The 20,540-nt window shown below is 73.7% G+C and carries 17 protein-coding genes and 1 riboswitch; of the genes, 8 read left to right on the top strand and 9 right to left on the bottom strand.

Features of this window, described 5'->3' with window-relative positions; all coding sequences use genetic code 11:
- Positions 1-3 precede the first annotated feature (3 nt).
- Positions 4-204, bottom strand: a complete 201-nt coding sequence (gene thiS, locus PUR26_RS22000; RefSeq protein WP_329874159.1) for a sulfur carrier protein ThiS — start codon at positions 202-204, stop codon at positions 4-6.
- The gene (gene thiO, locus PUR26_RS21995) at positions 201-1,508 is read right to left on the bottom strand and encodes a glycine oxidase ThiO (protein WP_329874158.1); all 1,308 of its coding nucleotides are present in this window, start codon (positions 1,506-1,508) and stop codon (positions 201-203) included. The genes thiS and thiO overlap by 4 nt, the downstream gene beginning before the upstream one ends.
- A riboswitch (TPP riboswitch) is annotated at positions 1,506-1,618 on the bottom strand. (Overlaps the previous gene by 3 nt.)
- Before the next feature lie 117 nt (positions 1,619-1,735).
- Between thiO and PUR26_RS21990 the strand changes: the two genes are divergently transcribed.
- From PUR26_RS21990 to PUR26_RS21970, 5 genes are all read left to right on the top strand, one after another.
- Positions 1,736-3,043 carry an NAD(P)/FAD-dependent oxidoreductase gene (locus tag PUR26_RS21990; protein WP_443077133.1) on the top strand — a complete coding sequence of 436 codons (1,308 nt, stop codon included), beginning with the start codon at positions 1,736-1,738 and terminating at the stop codon, positions 3,041-3,043.
- 215 nt (positions 3,044-3,258) lie between these two features.
- Positions 3,259-3,624, top strand: a complete 366-nt coding sequence (locus tag PUR26_RS21985) for an Rv2175c family DNA-binding protein (RefSeq protein ID WP_329874157.1) — start codon at positions 3,259-3,261, stop codon at positions 3,622-3,624.
- Positions 3,625-3,730: 106 nt separating this feature from the next.
- Positions 3,731-4,378 carry a thiamine phosphate synthase gene (thiE, locus tag PUR26_RS21980; RefSeq protein ID WP_329874156.1) on the top strand — a complete coding sequence of 216 codons (648 nt, stop codon included), beginning with the start codon at positions 3,731-3,733 and terminating at the stop codon, positions 4,376-4,378.
- A 218-nt stretch (positions 4,379-4,596) separates the two neighbouring features.
- Positions 4,597-5,514, top strand: coding sequence for a methylenetetrahydrofolate reductase [NAD(P)H] (gene metF, locus PUR26_RS21975; protein ID WP_329874155.1), 918 nt, complete (start codon positions 4,597-4,599; stop codon positions 5,512-5,514).
- Between the two features lie 50 nt (positions 5,515-5,564).
- Positions 5,565-6,467: a hypothetical protein gene (locus PUR26_RS21970; protein WP_329874154.1), complete on the top strand. Its 903-nt coding sequence runs from the start codon at positions 5,565-5,567 to the stop codon at positions 6,465-6,467.
- Positions 6,468-6,577: 110 nt separating this feature from the next.
- On the opposite strand, the gene PUR26_RS21965 is transcribed toward PUR26_RS21970, so the two are convergent.
- From PUR26_RS21965 to PUR26_RS34720, 4 genes are all read right to left on the bottom strand, one after another.
- Entirely contained in the window at positions 6,578-8,134 is a 1,557-nt protein-coding gene (locus PUR26_RS21965) for a phytoene desaturase family protein (protein WP_329874153.1), read from the bottom strand.
- 742 nt (positions 8,135-8,876) lie between these two features.
- Positions 8,877-9,485, bottom strand: coding sequence for a TetR/AcrR family transcriptional regulator (locus PUR26_RS21960; RefSeq protein WP_329874152.1), 609 nt, complete (start codon positions 9,483-9,485; stop codon positions 8,877-8,879).
- 11 nt (positions 9,486-9,496) lie between these two features.
- Positions 9,497-11,698, bottom strand: coding sequence for a YhgE/Pip domain-containing protein (locus tag PUR26_RS21955; protein WP_329874151.1), 2,202 nt, complete (start codon positions 11,696-11,698; stop codon positions 9,497-9,499).
- Entirely contained in the window at positions 11,670-12,977 is a 1,308-nt protein-coding gene (locus tag PUR26_RS34720; protein ID WP_443077132.1) for an ATP-binding cassette domain-containing protein, read from the bottom strand. Before PUR26_RS34720 ends, PUR26_RS21955 begins: the two co-directional genes overlap by 29 nt.
- A gap of 156 nt (positions 12,978-13,133) precedes the next feature.
- Between PUR26_RS34720 and PUR26_RS21945 the strand changes: the two genes are divergently transcribed.
- From PUR26_RS21945 to PUR26_RS21935, 3 genes are all read left to right on the top strand, one after another.
- Positions 13,134-13,676, top strand: a complete 543-nt coding sequence (locus tag PUR26_RS21945; RefSeq protein WP_329874150.1) for an SAV_6107 family HEPN domain-containing protein — start codon at positions 13,134-13,136, stop codon at positions 13,674-13,676.
- Between the two features lie 65 nt (positions 13,677-13,741).
- Complete coding sequence (locus tag PUR26_RS21940) at positions 13,742-14,500, top strand: methyltransferase (protein ID WP_329874149.1); 759 nt, start codon at positions 13,742-13,744, stop codon at positions 14,498-14,500.
- Between the two features lie 266 nt (positions 14,501-14,766).
- Complete coding sequence (locus tag PUR26_RS21935) at positions 14,767-15,162, top strand: DUF3040 domain-containing protein (RefSeq protein ID WP_329874148.1); 396 nt, start codon at positions 14,767-14,769, stop codon at positions 15,160-15,162.
- Positions 15,163-15,542: 380 nt separating this feature from the next.
- Here the strand turns inward: PUR26_RS21935 and PUR26_RS21930 are convergent, their stop codons facing one another.
- The 3 genes from PUR26_RS21930 to PUR26_RS21920 are packed head-to-tail and all read right to left on the bottom strand — an operon-like array spanning position 15,543 to position 20,346.
- Positions 15,543-17,969 (bottom strand): transglutaminase TgpA family protein, encoded by a 2,427-nt coding sequence (locus PUR26_RS21930; protein ID WP_329874147.1) that lies wholly within the window; start codon positions 17,967-17,969, stop codon positions 15,543-15,545.
- Complete coding sequence (locus PUR26_RS21925; RefSeq protein ID WP_329874146.1) at positions 17,966-19,327, bottom strand: DUF58 domain-containing protein; 1,362 nt, start codon at positions 19,325-19,327, stop codon at positions 17,966-17,968. Before PUR26_RS21925 ends, PUR26_RS21930 begins: the two co-directional genes overlap by 4 nt.
- Positions 19,327-20,346 carry an AAA family ATPase gene (locus tag PUR26_RS21920; RefSeq protein ID WP_329874145.1) on the bottom strand — a complete coding sequence of 340 codons (1,020 nt, stop codon included), beginning with the start codon at positions 20,344-20,346 and terminating at the stop codon, positions 19,327-19,329. The genes PUR26_RS21925 and PUR26_RS21920 overlap by 1 nt, the downstream gene beginning before the upstream one ends.
- Positions 20,347-20,540: the final 194 nt, after the last annotated feature.

Below are 20,540 nucleotides of genomic sequence, written 5' to 3'. Positions count from 1 at the left end.
GGTTCAGCCCCCCTGGACCGCGGTCAGGACCTCGACCCGGTCGCCCTCGCCGAGCAGGGTCCCGGCCCACTGGCCGCGCGGGACGACGGCCTCGTTCACGGCGGCCGCGACTCCGGACGGGGCGGTGGTGAGGGTGGCGACCAGCATGTCGAGCGTGGTCGGGCCGACGAGCCGGCGGGGTTCGCCGTTCACGGAGACGTTCATGACACTCCTGCGGGAGAGGACACGGGAGAGGAGAGGGGAGAGGCGGACGGGGCGGGGCCGGCCCCCTCGGGCGGAGGCGACGGGACCGGCGCGGGGACCGTGCCGTGGAAGCGGGCGGGCGCGAAGGCGCGGGCCTCCCGCGGCAGCTCGCCGTCGACGAGCAGCGTGGCCATCACGTCACCGGTGACGGGCGTCAGCAGGACCCCGTTGCGGTAGTGGCCGGTGGCCAGATGCAGACCGGGCAGCGCGGACGGCCCGAGCAGCGGGGCGTTGTCGGGCGAGCCCGGCCGCAGCCCGGCACGGGTCTCGGTCAGCGGCAGTTCGGTGATGCCCGGTACGAGCTCATGGGCGTCGCGCAGCAGCTCGTAGACCCCGCCCGCGGTCACCGTCGTGTCCCAGCCGAGCTCCTCGCTCGTCGCGCCCACGACCAGCTCGCCGTTCTCGCGCGGCACCAGGTAGACCTGGCTGCCCCGGACCACGGCCCGGACCGTACGGCTCAGGAAGGGCGCGTACCGGCGCGGCACCGTCAGTCTCAGGACCTGGCCCTTGACCGGCCGGACCGGCGGCAGCACACCGTCCGGTACGCCGCCGAGCCGGCCGCTCAGACTGCCCCCGGCCAGCACCACCTGATCGGCCCGCAGCTCGGTACCGCCGCCGGAGCCGCCCCCGGCCCCCGGCTCGGTACCGCCCAGGACGACGCCCGCCGCCCGGTCCCCCGCCAGCGTCAGCCGGTGGGCCCAGGCGTGGTGGAAGACCACCCCGGCCCGCTCGCAGGCCGTGACCAGGGCCGCCGCGAGGCGCCGGGGGTCGACCTGGTGGTCCCCGTCCACGCGCAGCCCGCCGCGCACCCCGGGGGCGAGCATCGGCTCCAGCCGGCGGCACTCGCGCCCGCTCAGCCACTCCGACTCCAGCCCCGATCGCCGTTGCAGCGCGTGCAGTTCCCGCAGGTGCGCGCGGTCGTCGGCGTCCAGGGCGACGGCCAGCGTGCCGCACGCGCGGTAGCCGACGTCCAGGCCCGAGGCCTCCTGGAGCTCGGCGACGAAGTCCGGATAGCGACGCGCCGAGGTCAGGTTCAGGCCCAGCAGGGTCTGCTCCCCGTAGTGGAGTTCGGTGACCGCCGCGAGCATGCCCGCCGCGACCTGCGCGGCGCCGCCGCCGGGCTCCGGGTCGACGACGGCGGTGCGCAGTCCGCGCTGCGCGGCACGCCAGGCCGTGACCAGGCCGATGATGCCGCCCCCGACGACGAGAACGTCCGACGCCGTCGGCGAGTGCGCCGCGGGTGAATGCGTCCTGCCTGAATGCATGGGCTTCCAGCCCCTCCCTTCGCCGGCATGACCCGGATCAGGTTCGTACGGTCGGAGGCCGTCCAGCCTCCCTCTCAGCCCGGTGCGTCCGGGCTCCCGCGAGTGCTCTAGGCGGCCAGCCTAACCCCACGCCCCCACGCGCGGTAGGAGCGCTTGGGGCACCCTGGGGGACACCAGGGATGACCAGCTACTTTCCTGACGTGTTGTCAGCTGCGTAAGGTGATCGGGTGAGCGAGCAGATGAGCGAGCAGAACGGCGCGCCGCGGAGCGAGCGGCACAGCGCGTGGGACACCGGACGGCACGGGGCGCCGGGCGACGGGCCGGACGGGGCGGCGCGACGCGTCGTGATCGTCGGGGCGGGCATGGCCGGGGTGCAGACCGCCGTGGCCCTGCGGGAGCAGAGCTTCACCGGGCCCGTCCTGCTGATCGGCGCCGAACCCCATCAGCCGTACGACAGGCCGCCGCTCTCCAAGGCGGTCCTGCTCGGCAAGGCCGAGGGTTCCGCCTTCGACGTGGACTTCGAGGCGCTCGGCATCGAACTGCGTCTGGGGGTCGAGGTCACCGGTCTGCGCCCCGACGCCCACGAGGTCGACACCGAGACCGGCCCCGTCCCGTACGACGTGCTGGTGGTGGCCACCGGCGCCCGGCCCGTCACGCTGCCCGGCTCCGAGGGGGTGCGCGGCGTCCATCTGCTGCGCACCCTGGACGACGCCGAGCGCCTGCGCCCCGTGCTGGCCGAGCAGCACGACGTGGTGGTCGTCGGTGCCGGCTGGATCGGCGCGGAGTTCGCGACGGCCGCCCGTGAGGCGGGCTGCGTGGTCACCGTGGTCGAGGCCGCCGACCGGCCGCTCGCGGGCGCCCTGCCCGCCGAGGTGGCCACGCCGATGGCCGAGTGGTACCAGGAGAGCGGCGCGGAACTCCTCACCCGCGCGCGCGTGGCGCACATCGAACCGGGCGAGGTCGCCCTGGACGACGGCCGGCTGCTGCCCGCGAAGGCCGTGGTCGTCGGCATCGGCGCCCGCCCCGCCACCGCCTGGCTGGAGGGCTCCGGCGTCGCGCTCGACAAGGACGGCGCGATCACCGCGGACGACCGGCTTCGCACCTCGGCCCCCGATGTGTACGCGGTCGGGGACTGCGCCTCCTTCCCCTCCGCGCGCTACGGCGAGCGGCTGCTCGTGCACCACTGGGACAACGCCCTCCAGGGCCCGCGCACGGTCGCGGCCGACATCGTGGGCGAGGCGCCGCGGGCGTACGACCCGGTGCCGTACTTCTGGTCCGAGCAGTTCGGCCGGTTCGTGCAGTACGCGGGCCACCACGCGGCGGCCGACACGACGGTGTGGCGGGGCGACCCGGCCGGCGCCGCCTGGTCGGTGGCGTGGCTGCGCGAGGGCGCCCTGGTCGCCCTGCTCGCGGTCGGGCGGCCGCGCGACCTGGCCCAGGGGCGCAAGCTCATCGAAGCGGGCACGCCGCTCGACCCCGAGCTCGTCGCGGACCCGGCCGTCCCGCTGAAGTCCGCGGCCGCCCGGACGCGGTAGCGGGAGTGCCGGCCCGGCGGTAGCGGAAGTGCCGGCCCGGCGGTAGCGGGAGTGCCGGCCCGGCGGTAGTGGCGGTCGCGCCGGGCCGTCGGGGCGGTGAACCGCCCGGGCCCGCGGGGGTCGCCGGGCCGGTGCGGGCCGGCCGGAGTGCCCCGGTGACGCCACCTGGCCCGGCCCGGGTACCGACTGTCCGTCCGGGATGGCACGCTTGTCCCGTGACCGAGATTGACGCAAACATCGATGCTCTCGTCCCCGCCTGGCTCTACCTCCCCGACATCGCGGAGCTCCTCGACATCGAGGTGACGCGCGTGCGGCAGCTGGTCAAGGAGGGCCAGCTGATCGCCGTGCGCCGGGGTGAGAACCGGGCGCTCCAGGTGCCTGCCGAATTCATCAAGGACGGCAAGGTCGTCAAGGGTCTCGCGGGGACCCTGACGCTCCTGAGGGACGACGGCTTCACCGACGAAGAGATGCTGGAGTGGCTGTTCACTCCGGACCCGACCCTGCCCGGCACCCCCGCGCAGGCGCTCAGCGAGAATCGTGGCACGGAGGTGAAGCGCCGCGCCCAGGCGCTCGCCGTCTGACGCGCCACATCTGACAAGACGCCGACATCAGACGGTGTACGGGCCACGGGCCGGGGCCACCCGTCGCCCGTGCCGTACACCGTCGCAGCCAGGGGGGAACCACCTCATGTCCACCGCACGCGCGCTCCTGTCCGACGCCCGGCTCTACCTGTGCACGGACGCCCGCAAGCGGCAGGGCGACCTCCCCGCCTTCCTGGACGCCGTGCTCACCTCCGGCGTGGACATCGTGCAGCTGCGCGACAAGGGCATGGAGGCCGGCGAGGAGCTGGAGCACCTGGCCGTCCTCGCGGACGCCTGCCGCCGGCACGGCAAGCTGCTCGCGGTGAACGACCGGGCGGACGTGGCGCACGCCATCGGATCGGACGTGCTGCACCTGGGCCAGGGGGACCTGCCGGTACCGGCCGCCCGCGCGATCCTGGGCGACCAGGTCCTGATCGGCCGCTCCACACACGCGCAGGCCGAGGTGGACGCGGCGGCCTCCGAACCCGGCGTGGACTACTTCTGCACGGGGCCGTGCTGGCCGACGCCCACCAAGCCGGGCCGGTACGCGCCGGGGCTCGGGCTCGTCCGGTACGCGGCGGCCAGGACCCAGGACCGGCCCTGGTTCGCCATCGGCGGCATCGACGAGGGCAACCTGGACCAGGTGCTGGACGCCGGTGCCCGCCGGATCGTGGTCGTCCGGGCGATCACCGGGGCCGACGACCCCGCGGCGGCCGCGGCCGCGCTCGCCAAGCGGGTCCGCGAGCGCGACTGACCCCGGGCGCGACTGACCCCGGGCGCGCACCCGGGAGACCTGACGCCGGCCGCCCGGTGCCGCCCCGCCGACGGAGGCCGGGGGAGGGGCTCGCCCCGGGTCCGCCGGGTCCGGGGGCTGTCCACGCAGGTGTCCAAGGGATGGACAACAAGCCGACAAATGCGGCATATGACTGTGCTCCGGTTGGGTGACCGGCCCACCGTGGATAACCTGCCCATATGGCCCTTGGCACACCTTCGACCAGGACGGATCGCGCCCGTACCGTGCGCGACCTGCTAGCGACCGGTAAAACGTCGTATTCGTTCGAGTTCTGGGCGCCCAAGACCGAGAAGGGCGAGCGAAACCTCTGGAACGCGCTGCGCCGGGTCGAGGCGGTGGCCCCGAACTTCGTCTCCGTGACCTACGGGGCCGGCGGCTCCACCCGTGCGGGGACGGTCAAGGCCACCCAGCAGATCGCGGCCGACACGACGCTCACACCCGTCGCCCACCTCACCGCGGTCAGCCACACGATCGCCGAGCTGCGCAACATGATCGGCCAGTACGCGGACGCCGGCATCAGGAACATCCTCGCCGTCAGGGGGGACCCGCCCGGCGACCCCATGGGCGAATGGGTGCCGCACCCCGAGGGCGTGCGGTACGCGGCGGACCTCGTCCGGCTCATCAAGGAGTCCGGCGACTTCTGCGTCGGCGTGGCGGCCTTCCCCGAGATGCACCCCCGCTCCACCGACTGGGACGAGGACGTCCGTCACTTCGTGGACAAGTGCCGCGCGGGCGCCGACTACGCCATCACGCAGATGTTCTTCTTCCCGGAGGACTATCTGCGGCTGCGCGACCGGGTCGCCGCCGCGGGCTGCGGGACGCCGATCATCCCGGAGATCATGCCCGTCACCAGCGTCAGGCAGATCGAGCGGTTCGCCCAGCTCAGCAACGCCCACTTCCCGCCCGGGCTGAAAGAGCGGATCCTCTCCGTCAAGGACGATCCGGCCGCTGTACGCTCCATTGGCATCGAGTTCGCAACGGAGTTCTGCGCACGGCTGCTCTCCGAGGGTGTCCCCGGACTGCACTTCATCACGCTGAACAACTCCACGGCGACGCTCGAGATCTACGAGAATCTCGGACTGCACGAGCAGTCCTGACCGGCCGTACCCGCCACCCGGGGCGCGACGGCGGTAGGAGAGGGGCGGGCATGGGCTGGACGGTCCTCTACATCGCGTTCGGTGTCGTCGCGCTGTGGCTGCTGGGTGAGGTACTGCTCCAGTACAAGGCACGGCTGCGCTGGCGGCTGCTCGCCTTCACCGGCTTCCTGGGCGTGGTGGTGGGCGTGCTGCTGCCGTCCGTCCTGGTGATCGCCGGCGGCGCGATCGCCTTCGCGATCGGCCAGACGTACGTCACGATGTCCTTCCGGAAGGGGTTCTCCACCGGCTGGGCGATCGGCGGCAGCCCCGGGGCGAGCCGCCGCCGCAAGGCCGCCTCCGCACCGGTCGGCGGGCCGACGCTGGAGGTCGGCGGCCTCGCGTACGAACCGGTGCCGCAGGAGGAGCCCGTCGAGACCACCTCGGTCTACGAGCCCCAGCCCCTGCCCGACGAGACCGGGCAGTACGGCATATACAGCGAGGCGGCGTACGAGGCCGGCCGTGCGTCCCAGCAGGAGCCCGCGGCCCCTTCCGACCGGACACCCCAGTACACCGGGGCCACCGACCCCGCCGCCGCGTACGGCGCGGGCTTCGACGGCTACGGCCAGGGCTACGGCACGCAGGACGGCTACGCCGCCCCGTACGACTACGGCACCGGCGAACAGCAGCAGCAGTACGCCGCCTACCAGGACCCGTACGCCGCGGCGGCCCCGGGCGGACAGCAGTACGACTCCTATGGCTCGTACGACGGTTACGTCGGCCAGCAGCAGTACCCCGACCCCTACGCGCCCCAGTACCCCGTCGACACCCCGCCGGGCGGCGTGTGGGTCCCGCACCAGCGCGACGGCGAACAGGTGCCCCCGCCGCCGCAGGAGCAGCCCTCGCCGTACGGCTACGACCAGAGCCAGGGGCAGGGGCCGGGCTACGGGCAGGGCGACCAGCAGTACCGCTACTGAAGCTGGCGCCGGGGCCCGTTCCGCTTGCCGGGGACCGGGCGGCCGCGCGCGTACCGCTCGTCGGGTCCGGGCGGCGCCCGCCGTGCCCGGCGCGAACGCCGGGCGTGCTCCTACTGCGAGCCGCGGAAGTCCGCGCCCTCCACGATCAGCCCGGCGACGAGCGCGCCCGACATCCCGGCGTGCGCCAGCCCGCCGCCCGGGTGCGACCAGCCGCCCGCGAAGTACAGACCGGGCAGCGGCGCCCGGTTGTCGGCGGGCAGCAGCGTGCCGCCCGCCCCCGCCAGCGCCGGACCGGGCACCTGGAACACCCCGGTGTCCCGGTAGGTGTCGGCGGGAGTCCGCACCTCGCGCCACAACAGCCGCTCGCGCAGCCCCGGCACGGCCGCCTCGGCGGCCTCGACCATCCGGTCGGCGAAGGCCTCGACGGCCTCCGGGGAAAGGGCGTCCGGCCCCTCCCCCCACGGGCTCTCCGACGGCCGGGCGCCTCCGGCCGGGACGGTCGCGGTGAGAGTGACCGATTCATGGCCGCCGTCCGGCCGAAGACTCCCGTCGTCGGGACGCAGCACCACGACGGTCGGCCGGTCGCAGGGCCTTCCCGCGCCGAACGACCTCAGCTCGCCGGCCCGGTCGGCGGAGTGCACCACCGTGCGGTGGACAGCGTCCGTGGGCCGTGCCCCGCGCAGCGCCAGGCACACCGTCACCCGGCCCGTGCGCACGGCCGACTGATGACGCGGCCACTCGTCCTGGGACTCCCACGGCAGGACCTGGTCCCGGTAGAGCGCGGGCAGGGGAGCGCCCGCGACCACGTGGTCCGCCTCGACCACCCGGCCCCGACCGGGGCCGCCGTCTCCGGACGTGCCCCCGCCCAGTTCCACGCCGACGGCACGGCCTTTCTCGACCACCACGGCGGTCACCTCCGCCCCGAGGACGAACTCGACCTTCCGGGCGAGGCACCGCTCGTGCACGGCGTCCGCGAGCGCGCGGATGCCGCCGCGCACGTACCAGGTGCCGAACGTCTGCTCCATGTAGGGCAGTACGGCGGCGGACGCCGGAGCGGTGGCCGGGTCGAAGCCGTAAGCCAGCGCGTAGGCGTCCAGCAGGGCCGCCAGGCGGGGGTCGCCGAGCTCACGCCGGCCCACCTCGGCCAGCGTCCTCGCCGGGCGCCGCAACAGGCCCGTCCGCGGCGCCGGATAGGGGTCCCGCGCGAAGGGGGACACATCGGCCGGCAGCGGCTCCTCCAGCAGCGGCCGGCGGGCACGGTCCCAGGCGTCCCGCGCGCGGCCCAGGAAGTCGCCCCACCGCGCGCCGGCGCCCGCGCCGAGCGCCGAGTCCAGGGCGGAGACGATCCCGGCCCGGGACGCGTTGGGCAAGGACACCGCCGTGCCGTCGGCGAAGACATGACGGCTCGCCGGATCGACCTGCGTCAGCCCGACGCACCGCTCCAGCGGCTCCCTGCCGGTCTTGACGAACAGGTCCCGGTAGACCGCGGGCAGATGCAGCAGACCCGGTCCGGTGTCGAAGGCGAAGCCGTCGCGCTCGAACCGTCCGACCGAGCCGCCGTACGTCGTCGCGCGCTCGTACACCGTCACCCGGTGGCCTGCCACGGCCAGCCGGGCGGCCGCCGCCATGGCGCCCATCCCGGCGCCGATCACCGCAATCCGTGCCATGTCAGGGACCTTATCGGCCCCCGCCGACAGCCGGCCGGGCGGCCCGCGCCGCACGGTCGAGGACGGCGGGACCCACGATGCCGCCCACGCCCGCCGGGCGTGTCGTGGGAACCGGACGGCGGGACCACGGCGCGGGCGTCGACCGTGCTCGCCGTCCGTGTGCGGGCAGGGGAGTACGGACACGGACGCGCTCGTGACCAGAGGGCGACCGGGCGCGTGGGGTTGAGCGCGGACGCCTGAGTATCCGTACCTAGGGGGTGAGATGAGTAGGTGCGCGGATGGGGCCGACCTGCGCAGACGGAAGAGTGGGGACCACGGAAGGGGCGCGGCGCCGGCACCGACGACACGGGGCGGCGGAACGGCACCGCGCACCTGCCGGAACGGGGAGCACGACGGAGGGCCCAACGACCAGGGGGGAACACGGGGGGCGGGTTCTCCCACGGGGGCAGGGGGACCGGGAGACCGGGAAGCCCCGGGGGGACGGGGACGGAGAACCCGGAAAGCGGGGGACCTGTTGACCCGGACACGGGGGACACGGGGGACACGGGGGATACAGGGGACACGGGGAAACACGCCGGTCCGGCGAGGCTCGGGGGGATCGAGCCTCGCCGGACCGGCTTTTCGCTGTGTGTGGCCCTTCGCCGAACGCGGTCGCGTGCCGCGTGCGGTGGTGTGCCGCGTGGGCCCTTGGAGGCCGTCGTGGGCGGCGACCGGCGGACCGGCACCACCGCCCGGAGACGGCCTAGCGTCCGCCCACGCGTCCGCGCAGCAGCAGGGACAGGGCCGAGTGCACGTCGTCGATGGACCGTTCGCGCTGGAACGCCTGCCAGTCCAGCGCGGCCACCAGCACCATTCCCACCAGGGCGGCGGCGGTCAGCGGGATGTCGATCTCCTCGCTCAGCTCGCCCTCCGCCACGGCCTCGCGCAGCACCGTCTCGACGACGGCCACCGCCTCCTGACGTACCACCAGGAGGGTCGACTGCCACGCGCGGTTGGTGCGCCAGAGCTCTGCCACGTAGAGCTGGGTGAAGGCCGGGTAGCGGTCGATGAAGACCAGCCCCGCCCTGATCATCGCGTCGAGCGCCTCGACCTTGGTCCCGCCGCGCTCCGCCGTCCCGTCGGCGGCGGCCCGCAGGGATGCCGTCAGCAGGCCGACGCCGTGCCGCAGCAGCTCCTCGAAGAGCTCGGTCTTGCTCTTGAAGTTGTAGTAGACGGTGCCCTTGGCCACCCCGGCGCGCTCGGCGATCTCGTCGACCGTCGTGGCCGAGAATCCCTGCTCGGCGATGAGGGTCACAGCGGCCTCGTAGAGCTTGGCCCGTGTGGCCTGCCGTCTGGTGCTTTGGGTGTCCATGGCGTCGATTCTCACAGGCTCAGCTCCGGGTGCAGGCGGTCGAGGCTCCAGACCTGCTTGCGGCGGGCGGAGAGGGCGGTCAGCGCCAGGGCGCCGACCGTGAAGGCGGTGAGGACCGCGCACGCCTGCCAGACGGGGCCGATGGCGCCGCCGGAGATGAGCAGGCGCAGCGACTCGACGACGTAGCTCATCGGCAGGAACGGGTGAATCGCGTTGAAGAAGCCCGGACTGGTCTGGACGGGGTAGGTGCCCCCGGCGGACGTCAGCTGGAGCATCAGCACGGCCAGGACCAGGATCCTGCCCGCGGCGCCGAAGCGGGCGTTCAGCCACTGGATGATCGCCGCGAAGCAGCAGGTGACCAGGGCGAGGAAGCCCACCGTTCCGGCGGCCCGCACCATCTGGAGGCCCAGTCCCCAGTGCAGGACCGACATCAGGGCGGTGACCTGGAGCAGTCCGATCGTGGCGACCGGCAGCCATCCCGCCAGGGCGATCCGCCAGGCCGAGGCTCCGGCGGCGAGCGCGCGCCGGTTGAGCGGCTGGATCAGCATGTACGCCACCATGGCACCCACCCACAGGGAGAGCGGAATGAAGTACGGGGCGAACCCGGTGCCGTAGTTGGGCGCCTTGTGCAGCGACTGGTTGGCGAGCTTGACGGGGTCGGCCATCACCTCGGTGCGGCGGTCCCTGGCGTCCTTGTCGTAGTCCGGGATCTTGTCGACGCCGTCGTTGAGGCCGGTGGCCAGCTCGGTGGAGCCGTCGGCGAGCTTGAACAGGCCGTTGTCGAGCTTCCCGGCGCCCTTCTTGAGCTTGCCGACACCGGTGTCGAGGTCGGTGGAGCCCGACTTGGCGCCGGTCAGGCCGGTGTGCAGCGCGTCCGCGCCCTTGGCGACCGCGTGGGCGCCGGTGTTGAGCTCGTTGATCTTGGTGACGGCGTACGCGAGGTCCTCGTCCAGGTTCGGGGCCCGCTTGGCGAGGGCGTCGGCCTTCGTCTGGAGGTCCTTGAGCTGCCCGTCGAGCTTCTTGAGGTCGCCGTTGCTGTCCTTGGACAGCTCGTACAGATCGTCGGCGATCTTCGCCACGTCGGCCGCCGCGATCTTCGCCTGCTTCAGATCGGGGCAGAACGCGGTCGGGAAGGCCAGGGTCACCTGCGGGGCGCCGGCCCCGGCGGTGTCACCGGACGAGCTCTCGCCCCCGCCCCCGCTCCCGCCGGAGCCCTCGCCCTTGCCCTCGCCCGAGGTGCTCCCGGTGGGCGCCGGGTTCGCGCAGTCCTTCTCGTAGAGGGCGGCCAGCTTGTCTGCCGACCTGTGGGCGCCCTGGCGCGCGTACGGACCCGTCTTGACGATGGCCGACAGGTTGTGGCGCGCGCCCGCCGACACGTCGGAGACCAGCCGGGCGGAGTCGCCGATCTTCTTGCCGTTGTCCTTGAGGTACGGCCGCACGTCCGCCGCCGTGCCGTTGACCCGGTCCGCGAGCGTCTGGGTGCCCTCGGCGACCTTCCGCGACCCGGTCTCCAGGTCCCCCGCGCCCTTGTTCAGCTTCTTCAGCCCGCCGGCCAGCTTGCCGCTGCCGTCCTTGGCGTCCGTGAGGCCGTCGGCGAGGTCCTTGGAACCCTTCTTCGCGGTCCCGACGCCCTCCTTGAGCTGGTCGGCCCCCTCCGCCGCCTTCTCGGTCGCGTCGTGGATGTCGGAGAAGGAGATGAAGATCTTGTCGAGGAACGTCCGCGACGACTTGGTCGAGGCCGCCGTGCGCACCTCGGAGAAGACCGTGCGGGAGATCTGCCCGACGATGTAGTTGTTGGAGTCGTTCGTACGCACCTGGAGCGCGCCCGTCTCGGGGGAGTCGCCGGAGCTGGAGGCGATCCGCCGGCTGAAGTCACCGGGCATCGTCAGCGACAGGTAGTACGTACCGTCCTCCACGCCCCGGCGCGCCTCGGCGTCGCTCACCTCGTGCCACTCGAAGACCGCGCTCTCCCGCAGGTTCTTGGTGATCTCGTCACCCGCGGCGATCTTCTTGCCGTCGGCGGTGGCGCCCTTGTCCTCGTTGACGAGTGCCACGGGTATCCGGTCGAGCCGGCTGTACGGGTCCCAGAAGGACCACAGGTACAGCGCGCCGTACAGCAACGGCAGCAGCAGGATCGCCACCAGGGCGGCGCGCGGCAGCTTGCCCCGGCCGAACCGCTTCAGCTCAAGCGCGGCCAGTTTCGGCGAGCGCATCGGCCGCCCCCTCCTCGTTGGTACGGATGGTGATCGTGTTTCCGGGAGCCTCGCTGCACACCGCCAGTACGGTCGTGCCGCTGTCGGCGATCGACCGCAGCAGGGCCCATGCCTTGGTCCGCTCGGCGTCCGAGAGCTTGAGGTCCATGTCGTCGACGGCCAGCAGCCGCGGCTCGCCGATCAGGGCCAGCGCGACCGACAGGCGCAGGGCCTCCAGCCGCTCCAGGTCGCGCACGGACGTGCGTCCCGCCTTGGGCAGCGCGTCCACGTCCAGGCCCGCGGCCGCCAGGGCGGCCTCGATACGGCTCCGGGACGCGGCGGCCCGCTCGGCCCGGGGGCGCAGCAGGGCGAGCGGCGAGCCGTCGAACCGGCGCTGGAGCAGGGCCCGCTCGCGCAGGTGCTCGTCGACGGTGAACGCCGGGTCGAGGTCGCTGACGCCCGTCACGGGCCCGAGCGCGGTGATGCGCCGCACGGCGGCCATCTTCCGGGGCAGCGGCAGCCCGGCGACCTCGGCCTGCCCCTCGGTGGGACGCATGCGGCCGGTGAGTGCCAGGAGCAGACAGGTGCGGCCGGAGCCGGAAGGGCCCTCGATGGTGACGACCGCCCCCGGTGCGGCGTCCACCGTGACGCCCCGGAAGACCCAGCCGCGGGGGCCCTTCATGCCGAGACCCTCGGCGACCAGGGCGGCGCCGCGCGGCTGGTCGTCCTGCCGGGGTCCCCCGCCGGTGCCGGACGCCCCGGGGGCGGCCGGGGTCCCGTCGGCCCCGTCGGCCGTGCCGGTCGCGTCGGCTGTGCCGGTCGCGTCGGCCTTGTCGGCCGTGTCGCTCCTGTCGGCCGTGCCGGCCGGCTCGGCTTCTCCGGCCGCTGTGGCGGGGGACCTGCCGGCCCTGCCCGCCTTCCCGGCCCTCTTCGTCCTCCGGGCCTTCCCCGCCTCCGCCGCCCCGGCCACCTGGCCGGCGGCGGCCGGAGCGGCCTCGGTGGCTTCGGCGGCCTTGGTGGCCTTGTCGGCCTCGGTGGCGCCGGCAGCGGTCTGAGCGGGCGCAGTGCCCCCGGCAGCCGCGGCGGACTCCGGGAGCCCACCCCCATCGGCCCCGCCGCCCCCGGCGACCTCCGCCTCGGCGGAGGCCCCCCGGGCGTCCCCTTCGGTGCTGTCGGTGCTGTCGGTGCTGTCGGCGTTCCGGCCGCCCCCGGCGACGCCCCCGGCGTCGGTGCGCGCGGTGGTCCCGGCGCTCCCGCTGTCCACGGAGCCGTCGGCCGAACCGTCTGCGGAACCGTCCACGGACCCTCCCCCACTATTTGAACTGACTAGTCAGTTCAAAAACTACTCCGAACCCGCGATCGAAGCAAAGCCCCAGGTCAGGGCGATTGTCAGTGGCGCGCTGCACGATGGACACATACGGCCACAGTGCCGTCACGCGACGACAGGAGGTTCGTCATGGCCGGTTCCCGCGCAGCAGCCGGACACACCAGCGGCGGCTCGGTCGGCCCCGCCCCCGCACCTCACAACGCGGCGGCCGACATCCACCCCGTACTGCGCCGCTCCTCCGCCCCGCCCGCCGCTCTCGACCTGCTCGCCCAGGCCCGCACCGGGCTGGACGAGGCGAGCGTCCTGGAAGCCCCCAACGAGCGGTACGCCGCGGCCCACCTGGCCGCCCTGCGCACCGCCGCGGCCGTGCTCGCCGCCCGTGGCCGGCCGGAGAGCACGCCGCGCAAACGACAGCAGATCCGCAGCGCCTGGGAGGTCCTGCCCGAGACGGCGCCCGAGCTGGCCGAGTGGAGCGCGCTGTTCGCCTCCGGCGCCGCGCGCCGTGCCCGTGCCGAGGCGGGTATACCGGGCGCGGCGAGCGCCCGCGACGCCGACGACCTGATCCGCGATGTGGTGATGTTCCTCGGCCTGGTGGAGCGGCTGCTCGTGCTCCGGCCGGTGATGCCGCAGCCCCGGGCAGGTGAGCCGGGTCAGGGGGACATGGCGGAATGAGGGGGGAGGGTGCGCGAGGCCATAGGGTGGGGGCGTTCGCAACCGTCGCCGAGGAGTCAACTGCCGTGTCGGACCCGCTGCGCCCCCGCGCCTCCCTTCGTACCGCCGTGGTGTGGGACGTTCTCGAGGACGCCCTCGACCGCCGGGTCAAGGCGACCGGGAAAGACGCCCTGGACGTCCTCGACACGGGCGGCGGCAGTGGGAACTTCGCCGTGCCCGTCGCCCGGCTCGGCCACCGGGTCACCGTCGTCGACCCCAGCCCCAACGCCCTCTTCGCGTTGGAGCGGCGGGCCGCCGAGGCCGGAGTGGCCGACCGGGTGCACGGTGTCCAGGGCGACATCCACGGCCTGTTCGACGTCGTCGACCGCGGCGGCTTCGACGCCGTGCTGTGCCACGGCGTCCTGGAGTACGTGGACGACCCGGCCGAAGGCGTGCGCAAGGCCGTCGAGGCGCTCCGCCCCTCCGGTGCGCTCAGCCTGCTCGCGGCCGGGCTGGGCGGGGCCGTCCTGGCCCGGGCCCTCGCCGGGCACTTCACCGAGGCCCGGCACGCGCTGGCCGATCCGGCCGGCCGCTGGGGCGAGGGCGACCCCGTGCCCCGGAGGTTCACCGCGGAGCAGCTCACCGAGGCCGTCGAAGCCGCCGGGGTGACGGTCGGCGCGGTGCACGGTGTGCGGGTCTTCGCCGACCTGGTCCCCGGCGTCCTGGTGGACACCGAGCCCGGCGCGCTCGACGCGCTTCTCAAGCTGGAGGCGGCAGCCGCCGAACTGCCCGCCTTCCATTCGGTCGCCACCCAGCTGCACGTCCTGGGCGAAAAGCGCGGCTGACCCCTACAAGCGGGCTGATCAGGGGCGCAGCCGCAGATGGAGTACGCCACAGGCCCCCCGATCCCGCGCAGATCCCCGTATGATCGAGGGACACCATCCGGCATGACGGATCGGAGGACGGGGAATCTACGCCTCACCAGCCGGACCGGCATGGTGGCCGACTGGTGAATGGGCGTAGAGGGCGGGTTTCACGGGGGCGAATCCCTGCCTATCCTGAAGGGGCCGCATACCGGTCGCCCCCCGCGACCGACGACGAGGAGGACTCCGTGCCGCTCTCGGAGCACGAGCAGCGAATGCTCGAGCAGATGGAGCGAGCGCTGTACGCCGAAGATCCCAAGTTCGCGACAGCGCTCGAGGGAAGCGGGCTGCGTACGTACACCCGGCGACGGGTGTACCAAGCGGTCGCTGGCTTCCTGGTGGGTATCGCGCTCCTCATGGCCGGAATGGTCGCCCAGCAGATCTGGATCAGCGTGGTGGGGTTCCTCGTCATGCTCGGGTGCGCGGTCCTGGCAGTGACCGGCTGGCGCAAGGCGCCGAAGCCGGGCGAGCAGCAGGTCCCCGCCACAGGCGCGGCCCCGGGCCGGCAGACCAGGCAGCGCCGCTCGATGATGGACCGTATCGAACAGCGGTGGCAGCGCCGCCAGGACGAACAGGGCCACTGACCGGACCGCACCCGGGGCGGCGGACGCCTCCGGGGGACGCGAAGTCCCGCGCACGCGCCTCGCCATGGGCGCCGACGAGACCCCGGAACGAACGACGGGTGGCCGTGAGGCCACCCGTTCGACGTGAGCACGGCGAGGCACAGGGCGGCTGGGGAGCGACCAGGAACCGCGGGGGCGGAGCCGGGTGCGCCGGACCGACGTCCTGAACACCATCGACGTCCTCAACACCATGGCGTCCTCGACACCATCGGCTCATCCTGAGCACCATCGGCATCCTGAGCACATCGAGAGCGGGCCCGGCCCACGGGCGACACGGACAGCGCGGTACGGGTGAGGGGCGACCACTTCGCAGTGGTCGCCCCTCACCCGTACCCGTACGCTCAGCCGCGCTGCTTCGACGGCCGCCGCAGCGCCGCCGTCACCCGCTCGGTGATCCGCAGGCGATGCTCCGCCCACCGCTGCGAAACGGCGGTCCAGCGCTCCGAGACGGCCCAGCCCACCCGGACGGCCGAGCGCGGAGCGAGAAGCGCCCGCAGTCTCGTGGCCCGGCCGGCCGCCGCTCCCAGACCGGCCCGAACCCGGTCGGCGTCCTGCGCCTGCCCCGCCGACGGGCGCGGCGAGGGAGCGTAGAGCACCTGCTCCACCGCCTGGGCCACCCGGTGCACCGCCTCGGCCGAGACGCCCTCCAGCTTCCCCGCCCGGATGATCCGCTCGGCCGTCTGGCGCGGCGTACGGGACTCCTCCGGAACGATGCCGTGGTCCCAGGCCGTGTCGATGATCTCCTCCCAGACCGCCAAGGTCCGGACCGGGACGTCAGCGTCGGTGCGCCCGGCCGCGCCCAGGCGGCGTGCCCGTACTCGGACCCGCCACAGCATCGGCAGGAACGGAAGCGCCAGCACGGCCGCCACGGCCAGGGTGCTCAGCAGGATCGTCCGCAACGGCGGACCGGAGTCGGCGGGCGGCTCCGCGCCCTGCGGCACGAGGTCCCCGCACTCGCCGAGGCGGCGGGCCTGCGGCGTGCAGCTCTCCTCGGCGGAAGGTGCCGCGGACGGCGTGCCCGAGGCGCTCGCCTCGGGCTGCGCCGGGCTGGTCGCCCCGCCCGACGGGGCCTCGGGACGGGAGTACTCCGGCACCGAGCCGCGCGTCGGCGTCGGCTCGAACCGGGTCCACCCCACACCCTCGAAGTACAGCTCCGGCCATGCGTGGGCGTCGCGGATGCCCACCGACATGGTGCCGCCGGCCTGCGGGGAGCCCGGCGTGAAACCGACCGCCACCCGCGCCGGAATGCCCAGGGACCGGGCCATCGCGGCCATCGAGAAGGAGAAGTGGATGCAGAAGCCCTCCTTGTCCTTCAGGAACCGGGAGATCGCCGTGACGCCCGTCCCCGACGACACCCGGGTGCTGTAGGTGAATCCCCCCTCCACGGCGAACCAGTCCTGCAACCGCACGGCCCGCTCGTAGTCGTTGGCCGCGGCTCTCGTCACCCGGACCGCCGTCGACCGCACGTCCTCGGGCAGCGAATCGGGCACCTTGGTGTACTCGCGCAGCACCGCCTCGGCGGGCTCCGGGGCATTGGCCAGCTGTGCCGCCGTCGGGTTCACGGCCAGGCTGCTCACGGCGTACTGCGTGCCGCGCGTGGTCTGCCGGTCGTCCCCGACGAGCATCCGCCCGGCCGGTTCGTAGCGCCAGCGGCCCTCGATGTCGACCTTCGTCGCCGGGTAGGGCAGCGGCAGCCACTTCTGCTCGTAGGAACCGGAGGCCGAGATGTTGGTCCGGATCTCCGTCGTACCGACGGCGCCGCTCAGGCCCTCCGGCGGCGGAAGCCGCTCGGGCACGTCCTTGACCTGGCGCAGTGAGGACTTCCACGACGTGCCGTCGAACTGGTCCAGGGCCACCAGCCGCAGATACAGCCCGGAGGTGTCCTCGGCGTCGGTGCGGTAGCGCAGCACCTCGCGGTCCTCGGGCTGGTTCAGGTTCTCCTGGAGCGAGACCAGCGGATTGACCGCGGAGATCGTGCCTCCGCCACCCTGGCCGTCGCCCTTGCCCGTGGTGCCCAGCAGCCCGCCGCTCAGCGTGGGCAGCCCGGCGGGCACCACCAGCGCGATGCCCAGCGCGACCACACCGATGCGCCGGCCGGTGCGGACCGGGGAGCGCGCGGCGCCGCCCGAGCGCTCAGGCCAGGGCAGGCCCAGGCCGCGTGCCGGCGGCGGCGCGCCGCCGAAGACCCGGCCCCACTGGGAGAGCCGGTCACGGCCCTCGGCGAGCAGGAGCAGCAGATAACCGGAGGCCGCCAGCAGGAACCACAGCCAGCTCGCCCCGCCGCCGGACAGCCCGGCGGCGACCGAGTACAGGGCGAGCAGCGGCAGCCCGGCCGGGGCGGCGCTGCGGAACGTCACCGCGAGCGCGTCCACCGCCAGTCCGATCACCAGCGCGCCGCCCACCAGCATCAGCCGGATCCCGTCGGTCGCGGGCGCCGGTATCGCGTACCGCCCGACGTCCTCCGCCCCCGTGGTCAACAATTCACCGACGTGCAGGAACGCGTCCGGACCGGGCAGGACGCCGGCCAGTGCCTGCTCCCGGGCGAAGACCACGGTCAGCGCCAGCAGCGTCACGAGGGCCTGGACGGCCACGGTCAGCGGCCTGGCCAGCGGTACCCTTCGCGCCAGTGCCCCCACACCGCTCTGGATCGCCACCAGGAACGCCGCCTGGACGTACCAGGTCGCCGGGTTCACCAGCGGAATCAGCGCACCGGACGCCATCAGCGTGGCGGCGAAGGCGCACAGCGCCAGCCTCGCGCTCCCGCTCATGACCAACCCCCCGAGAACCCTGTCGGACCGCCTCCCGGCGCGCCCGACTCCGAATGCGACCGGCCGGCGTGCCGCCACAGCTCGGGGAGCGAGGCCCCCGGCGCCACGGCCACCGCCGTCCACCCCGCCTCGCGCAGTCGCCGCAGCGTGAGCTCCACCGGCCCGGCCACCGCGCCGGCCGTCAGCCATGAACCGCTGTCCAGGACGAACGCGACGGCGGCGCCACTGCGCCGGCGCATCCGGGCGGCCACCGCCGCCTGCTCCTCGTCCAGATCGCCGACGAAGGCGACGAGCAGCCCTTCGTTCCCGCCCCGCAGCACGTCGTAGGCGCGCGAGAGACCGGCGCCGTCGGAGTGCTCGACGACCGCGAGCATGTCCATCATCAGTCCCGCGGAGTCGGCGGAACCCTGCGTCGAACCGGCGAACCCGTCGGGTCCCTCGCCCGGCAGGGCGGCCCCCGTGTCCGTCAGCAGGCGCACCGCGAAACCGCGCTCCAGCATGTGCACGACGACCGACGCCGCTCCCGACACCGCCCACTCGAAGGCCGAGTCGGGGCCCGTGCCCTGATAGCCCCCCTGCCGGGTGTCCAGCAGCACCGTGCACCTGGCCCGCTGCGGCTGCTCCTCGCGGCGCACCATCAGCTCGCCGTAGCGCGCGGTGGAGCGCCAGTGGACCCGGCGCAGATCGTCACCGTGGCGGTAGCCGCGCGGGATCACGTCGTCCTCGCCGGCCAGTGCCAGCGAACGCTGCGTCCCGTCGCCGTAGCCCGACGCCTCGCCCGCGAGCCGCACCGGCGGCAGCGGCTCGGTCCTGGGTATGACGGTGAGCGTGTCGTACGCGCCGAAGGAACGGGTCAGCTCGCACATTCCGAACGGATCGAGGAGCCGCAGCTGCAACGGCCCCAGTGGATAGCGGCCCCGCAGGTCGGACCGGACCCGGTACGACACCTCGCGGCGCCCGCCGGCCTCCACCCGGTCCAGCACGAACCGGGGCCTGGGCCCCAGGACGTAGGGCACGTGGTCCTGGAGCATCAGCAGTCCGGTGGGCACCCGCGAGACGTTGTCCATCCGCAGGTGCACACGCGCCTCGGCCCCGGCGGACACCCGCCGTGGCGTGAGCCGCCTGCTGCCCGCGACGCGGTGTCGCGTGCGGTACAGCACCGCCACGCACACCAGCGGCAGCACGGCGAGCAGCAGCCCGACCCGCAGGAGATCGCCCTGTCCCAGGACATAGGCGCAGATCGCCGCCGCGACGCCGGCCGCGAGAAAGGACCGGCCCCGTGTGGTCAGCCCTCCCAGGGCGGCCCGCACACCGCCCTTGCCCTCGCCGTCCGGGGCACCGGCCTCCCCGGCCGTCATCACAGCCGCCGGGCGCCGGGCGGCTGCTGGCCGTACCGCGGGCCGCCGGGCTGTGCCGTGGCGGGCACCGGCGTGCGCTGGAGTATGTCGACGACGACCTGCTCCGCCGTGCGCCGGTTCAACTGGGCCTGGGCGGTGGGCAGCAGCCGGTGCGCCAGTACCGCGACCGCCAGCGACTGCACGTCGTCCGGCAGCGCGTACTCTCGGCCGCTCAGCGCGGCGGAGGCCTTCGCGGCGCGCAGCAGGTGCAGCGTCGCCCGCGGCGAGGCGCCGAGTCTGAGGTCCGGGTGGCTGCGGGTGGCGGAGACCAGGTCCACGGCGTACCGCCGGACCGAGTCCGCGACGTGGACCGTGCGGACCGCGTCGATCAGATTGACGATGTCATGGGCGTGCGCCACCGGTTGCAGATCGTCCAGCGGCGAGACCGAGCCGTGGACGTCGAGCATCTGCAGCTCGGCCTCGGGGCTCGGGTAGCCGATCGAGACGCGGGCCATGAAGCGGTCCCGCTGCGCCTCGGGCAGCGGATAGGTGCCCTCCATCTCGACCGGGTTCTGCGTGGCGATCACCATGAAGGGACTGGGCAGCTCGTAGGTCTGCCCGTCGATGGTGACCTGGCGCTCCTCCAGCGACTCCAGCAGCGCCGACTGCGTCTTGGGCGAGGCGCGGTTGATCTCGTCGCCGATCACGATCTGCGCGAAGATCGCTCCCGGCTTGAACTCGAACTCACGCCGATGCTGGTCGTATATCGACACACCCGTGATGTCCGACGGCAGCAGGTCGGGCGTGAACTGGATACGCCGGACCGAACAGTCGATGGACCGTGCCAGCGCCTTGGCCAGCATGGTCTTGCCCACGCCGGGGACATCCTCGATCAGGAGGTGTCCCTCGGCGAGCAGCACGGTCAGCGAAAGCCGTACGACCTCAGGCTTGCCCTCGATCACACCCTCCACCGACCTGCGGACACGCTCCGCTGTGGTGGTCAGATCTGTGAGGCTCGCTCGATCGTCATAGGTCGTCACCCGGCCCTCCTCGGCCCGTTCCGTGGGCCGATGCGCGGCTGACGGCCCGGCCCACCCCGAAACACGGACACCGCTCCCGGACGGTTCCGGAAAGGGTGTCACCCCCGCATTCTTGTTGGCGTTGCCGCTTGGTGTCACTTGCCTGTGGATAACCCTGTTCGATATGTCGGGGGTTGCGGCATTCGAGGTGGTGC

This window comes from Streptomyces sp. SP18CS02, from assembly GCF_036322365.1.
Taxonomy (GTDB): Bacteria; Actinomycetota; Actinomycetes; order Streptomycetales; family Streptomycetaceae; genus Streptomyces.
The sequence above is the reverse complement of the archived record's forward strand: the minus strand, read 5'-3'. Positions and strand labels throughout refer to the sequence as shown.

What these genes read in the sequence shown, in the direction of transcription:
- thiS (WP_329874159.1), bottom strand. Translation starts at nt 204, where the DNA reads ATGAACGTCTCCGTGAACGGCGAACCCCGCCGGCTCGTCGGCCCGACC.
- thiO (WP_329874158.1), bottom strand. Translation starts at nt 1,508, where the DNA reads ATGCATTCAGGCAGGACGCATTCACCCGCGGCGCACTCGCCGACGGCG.
- thiE (WP_329874156.1), top strand. Translation starts at nt 3,731, where the DNA reads ATGTCCACCGCACGCGCGCTCCTGTCCGACGCCCGGCTCTACCTGTGC.
- metF (WP_329874155.1), top strand. Translation starts at nt 4,597, where the DNA reads ATGGCCCTTGGCACACCTTCGACCAGGACGGATCGCGCCCGTACCGTG.
- PUR26_RS21970 (WP_329874154.1), top strand. Translation starts at nt 5,565, where the DNA reads ATGGGCTGGACGGTCCTCTACATCGCGTTCGGTGTCGTCGCGCTGTGG.
- PUR26_RS21965 (WP_329874153.1), bottom strand. Translation starts at nt 8,134, where the DNA reads ATGGCACGGATTGCGGTGATCGGCGCCGGGATGGGCGCCATGGCGGCG.
- PUR26_RS21960 (WP_329874152.1), bottom strand. Translation starts at nt 9,485, where the DNA reads ATGGACACCCAAAGCACCAGACGGCAGGCCACACGGGCCAAGCTCTAC.
- PUR26_RS21955 (WP_329874151.1), bottom strand. Translation starts at nt 11,698, where the DNA reads ATGCGCTCGCCGAAACTGGCCGCGCTTGAGCTGAAGCGGTTCGGCCGG.
- PUR26_RS21945 (WP_329874150.1), top strand. Translation starts at nt 13,134, where the DNA reads ATGGCCGGTTCCCGCGCAGCAGCCGGACACACCAGCGGCGGCTCGGTC.
- PUR26_RS21930 (WP_329874147.1), bottom strand. Translation starts at nt 17,969, where the DNA reads ATGAGCGGGAGCGCGAGGCTGGCGCTGTGCGCCTTCGCCGCCACGCTG.
- PUR26_RS21925 (WP_329874146.1), bottom strand. Translation starts at nt 19,327, where the DNA reads ATGACGGCCGGGGAGGCCGGTGCCCCGGACGGCGAGGGCAAGGGCGGT.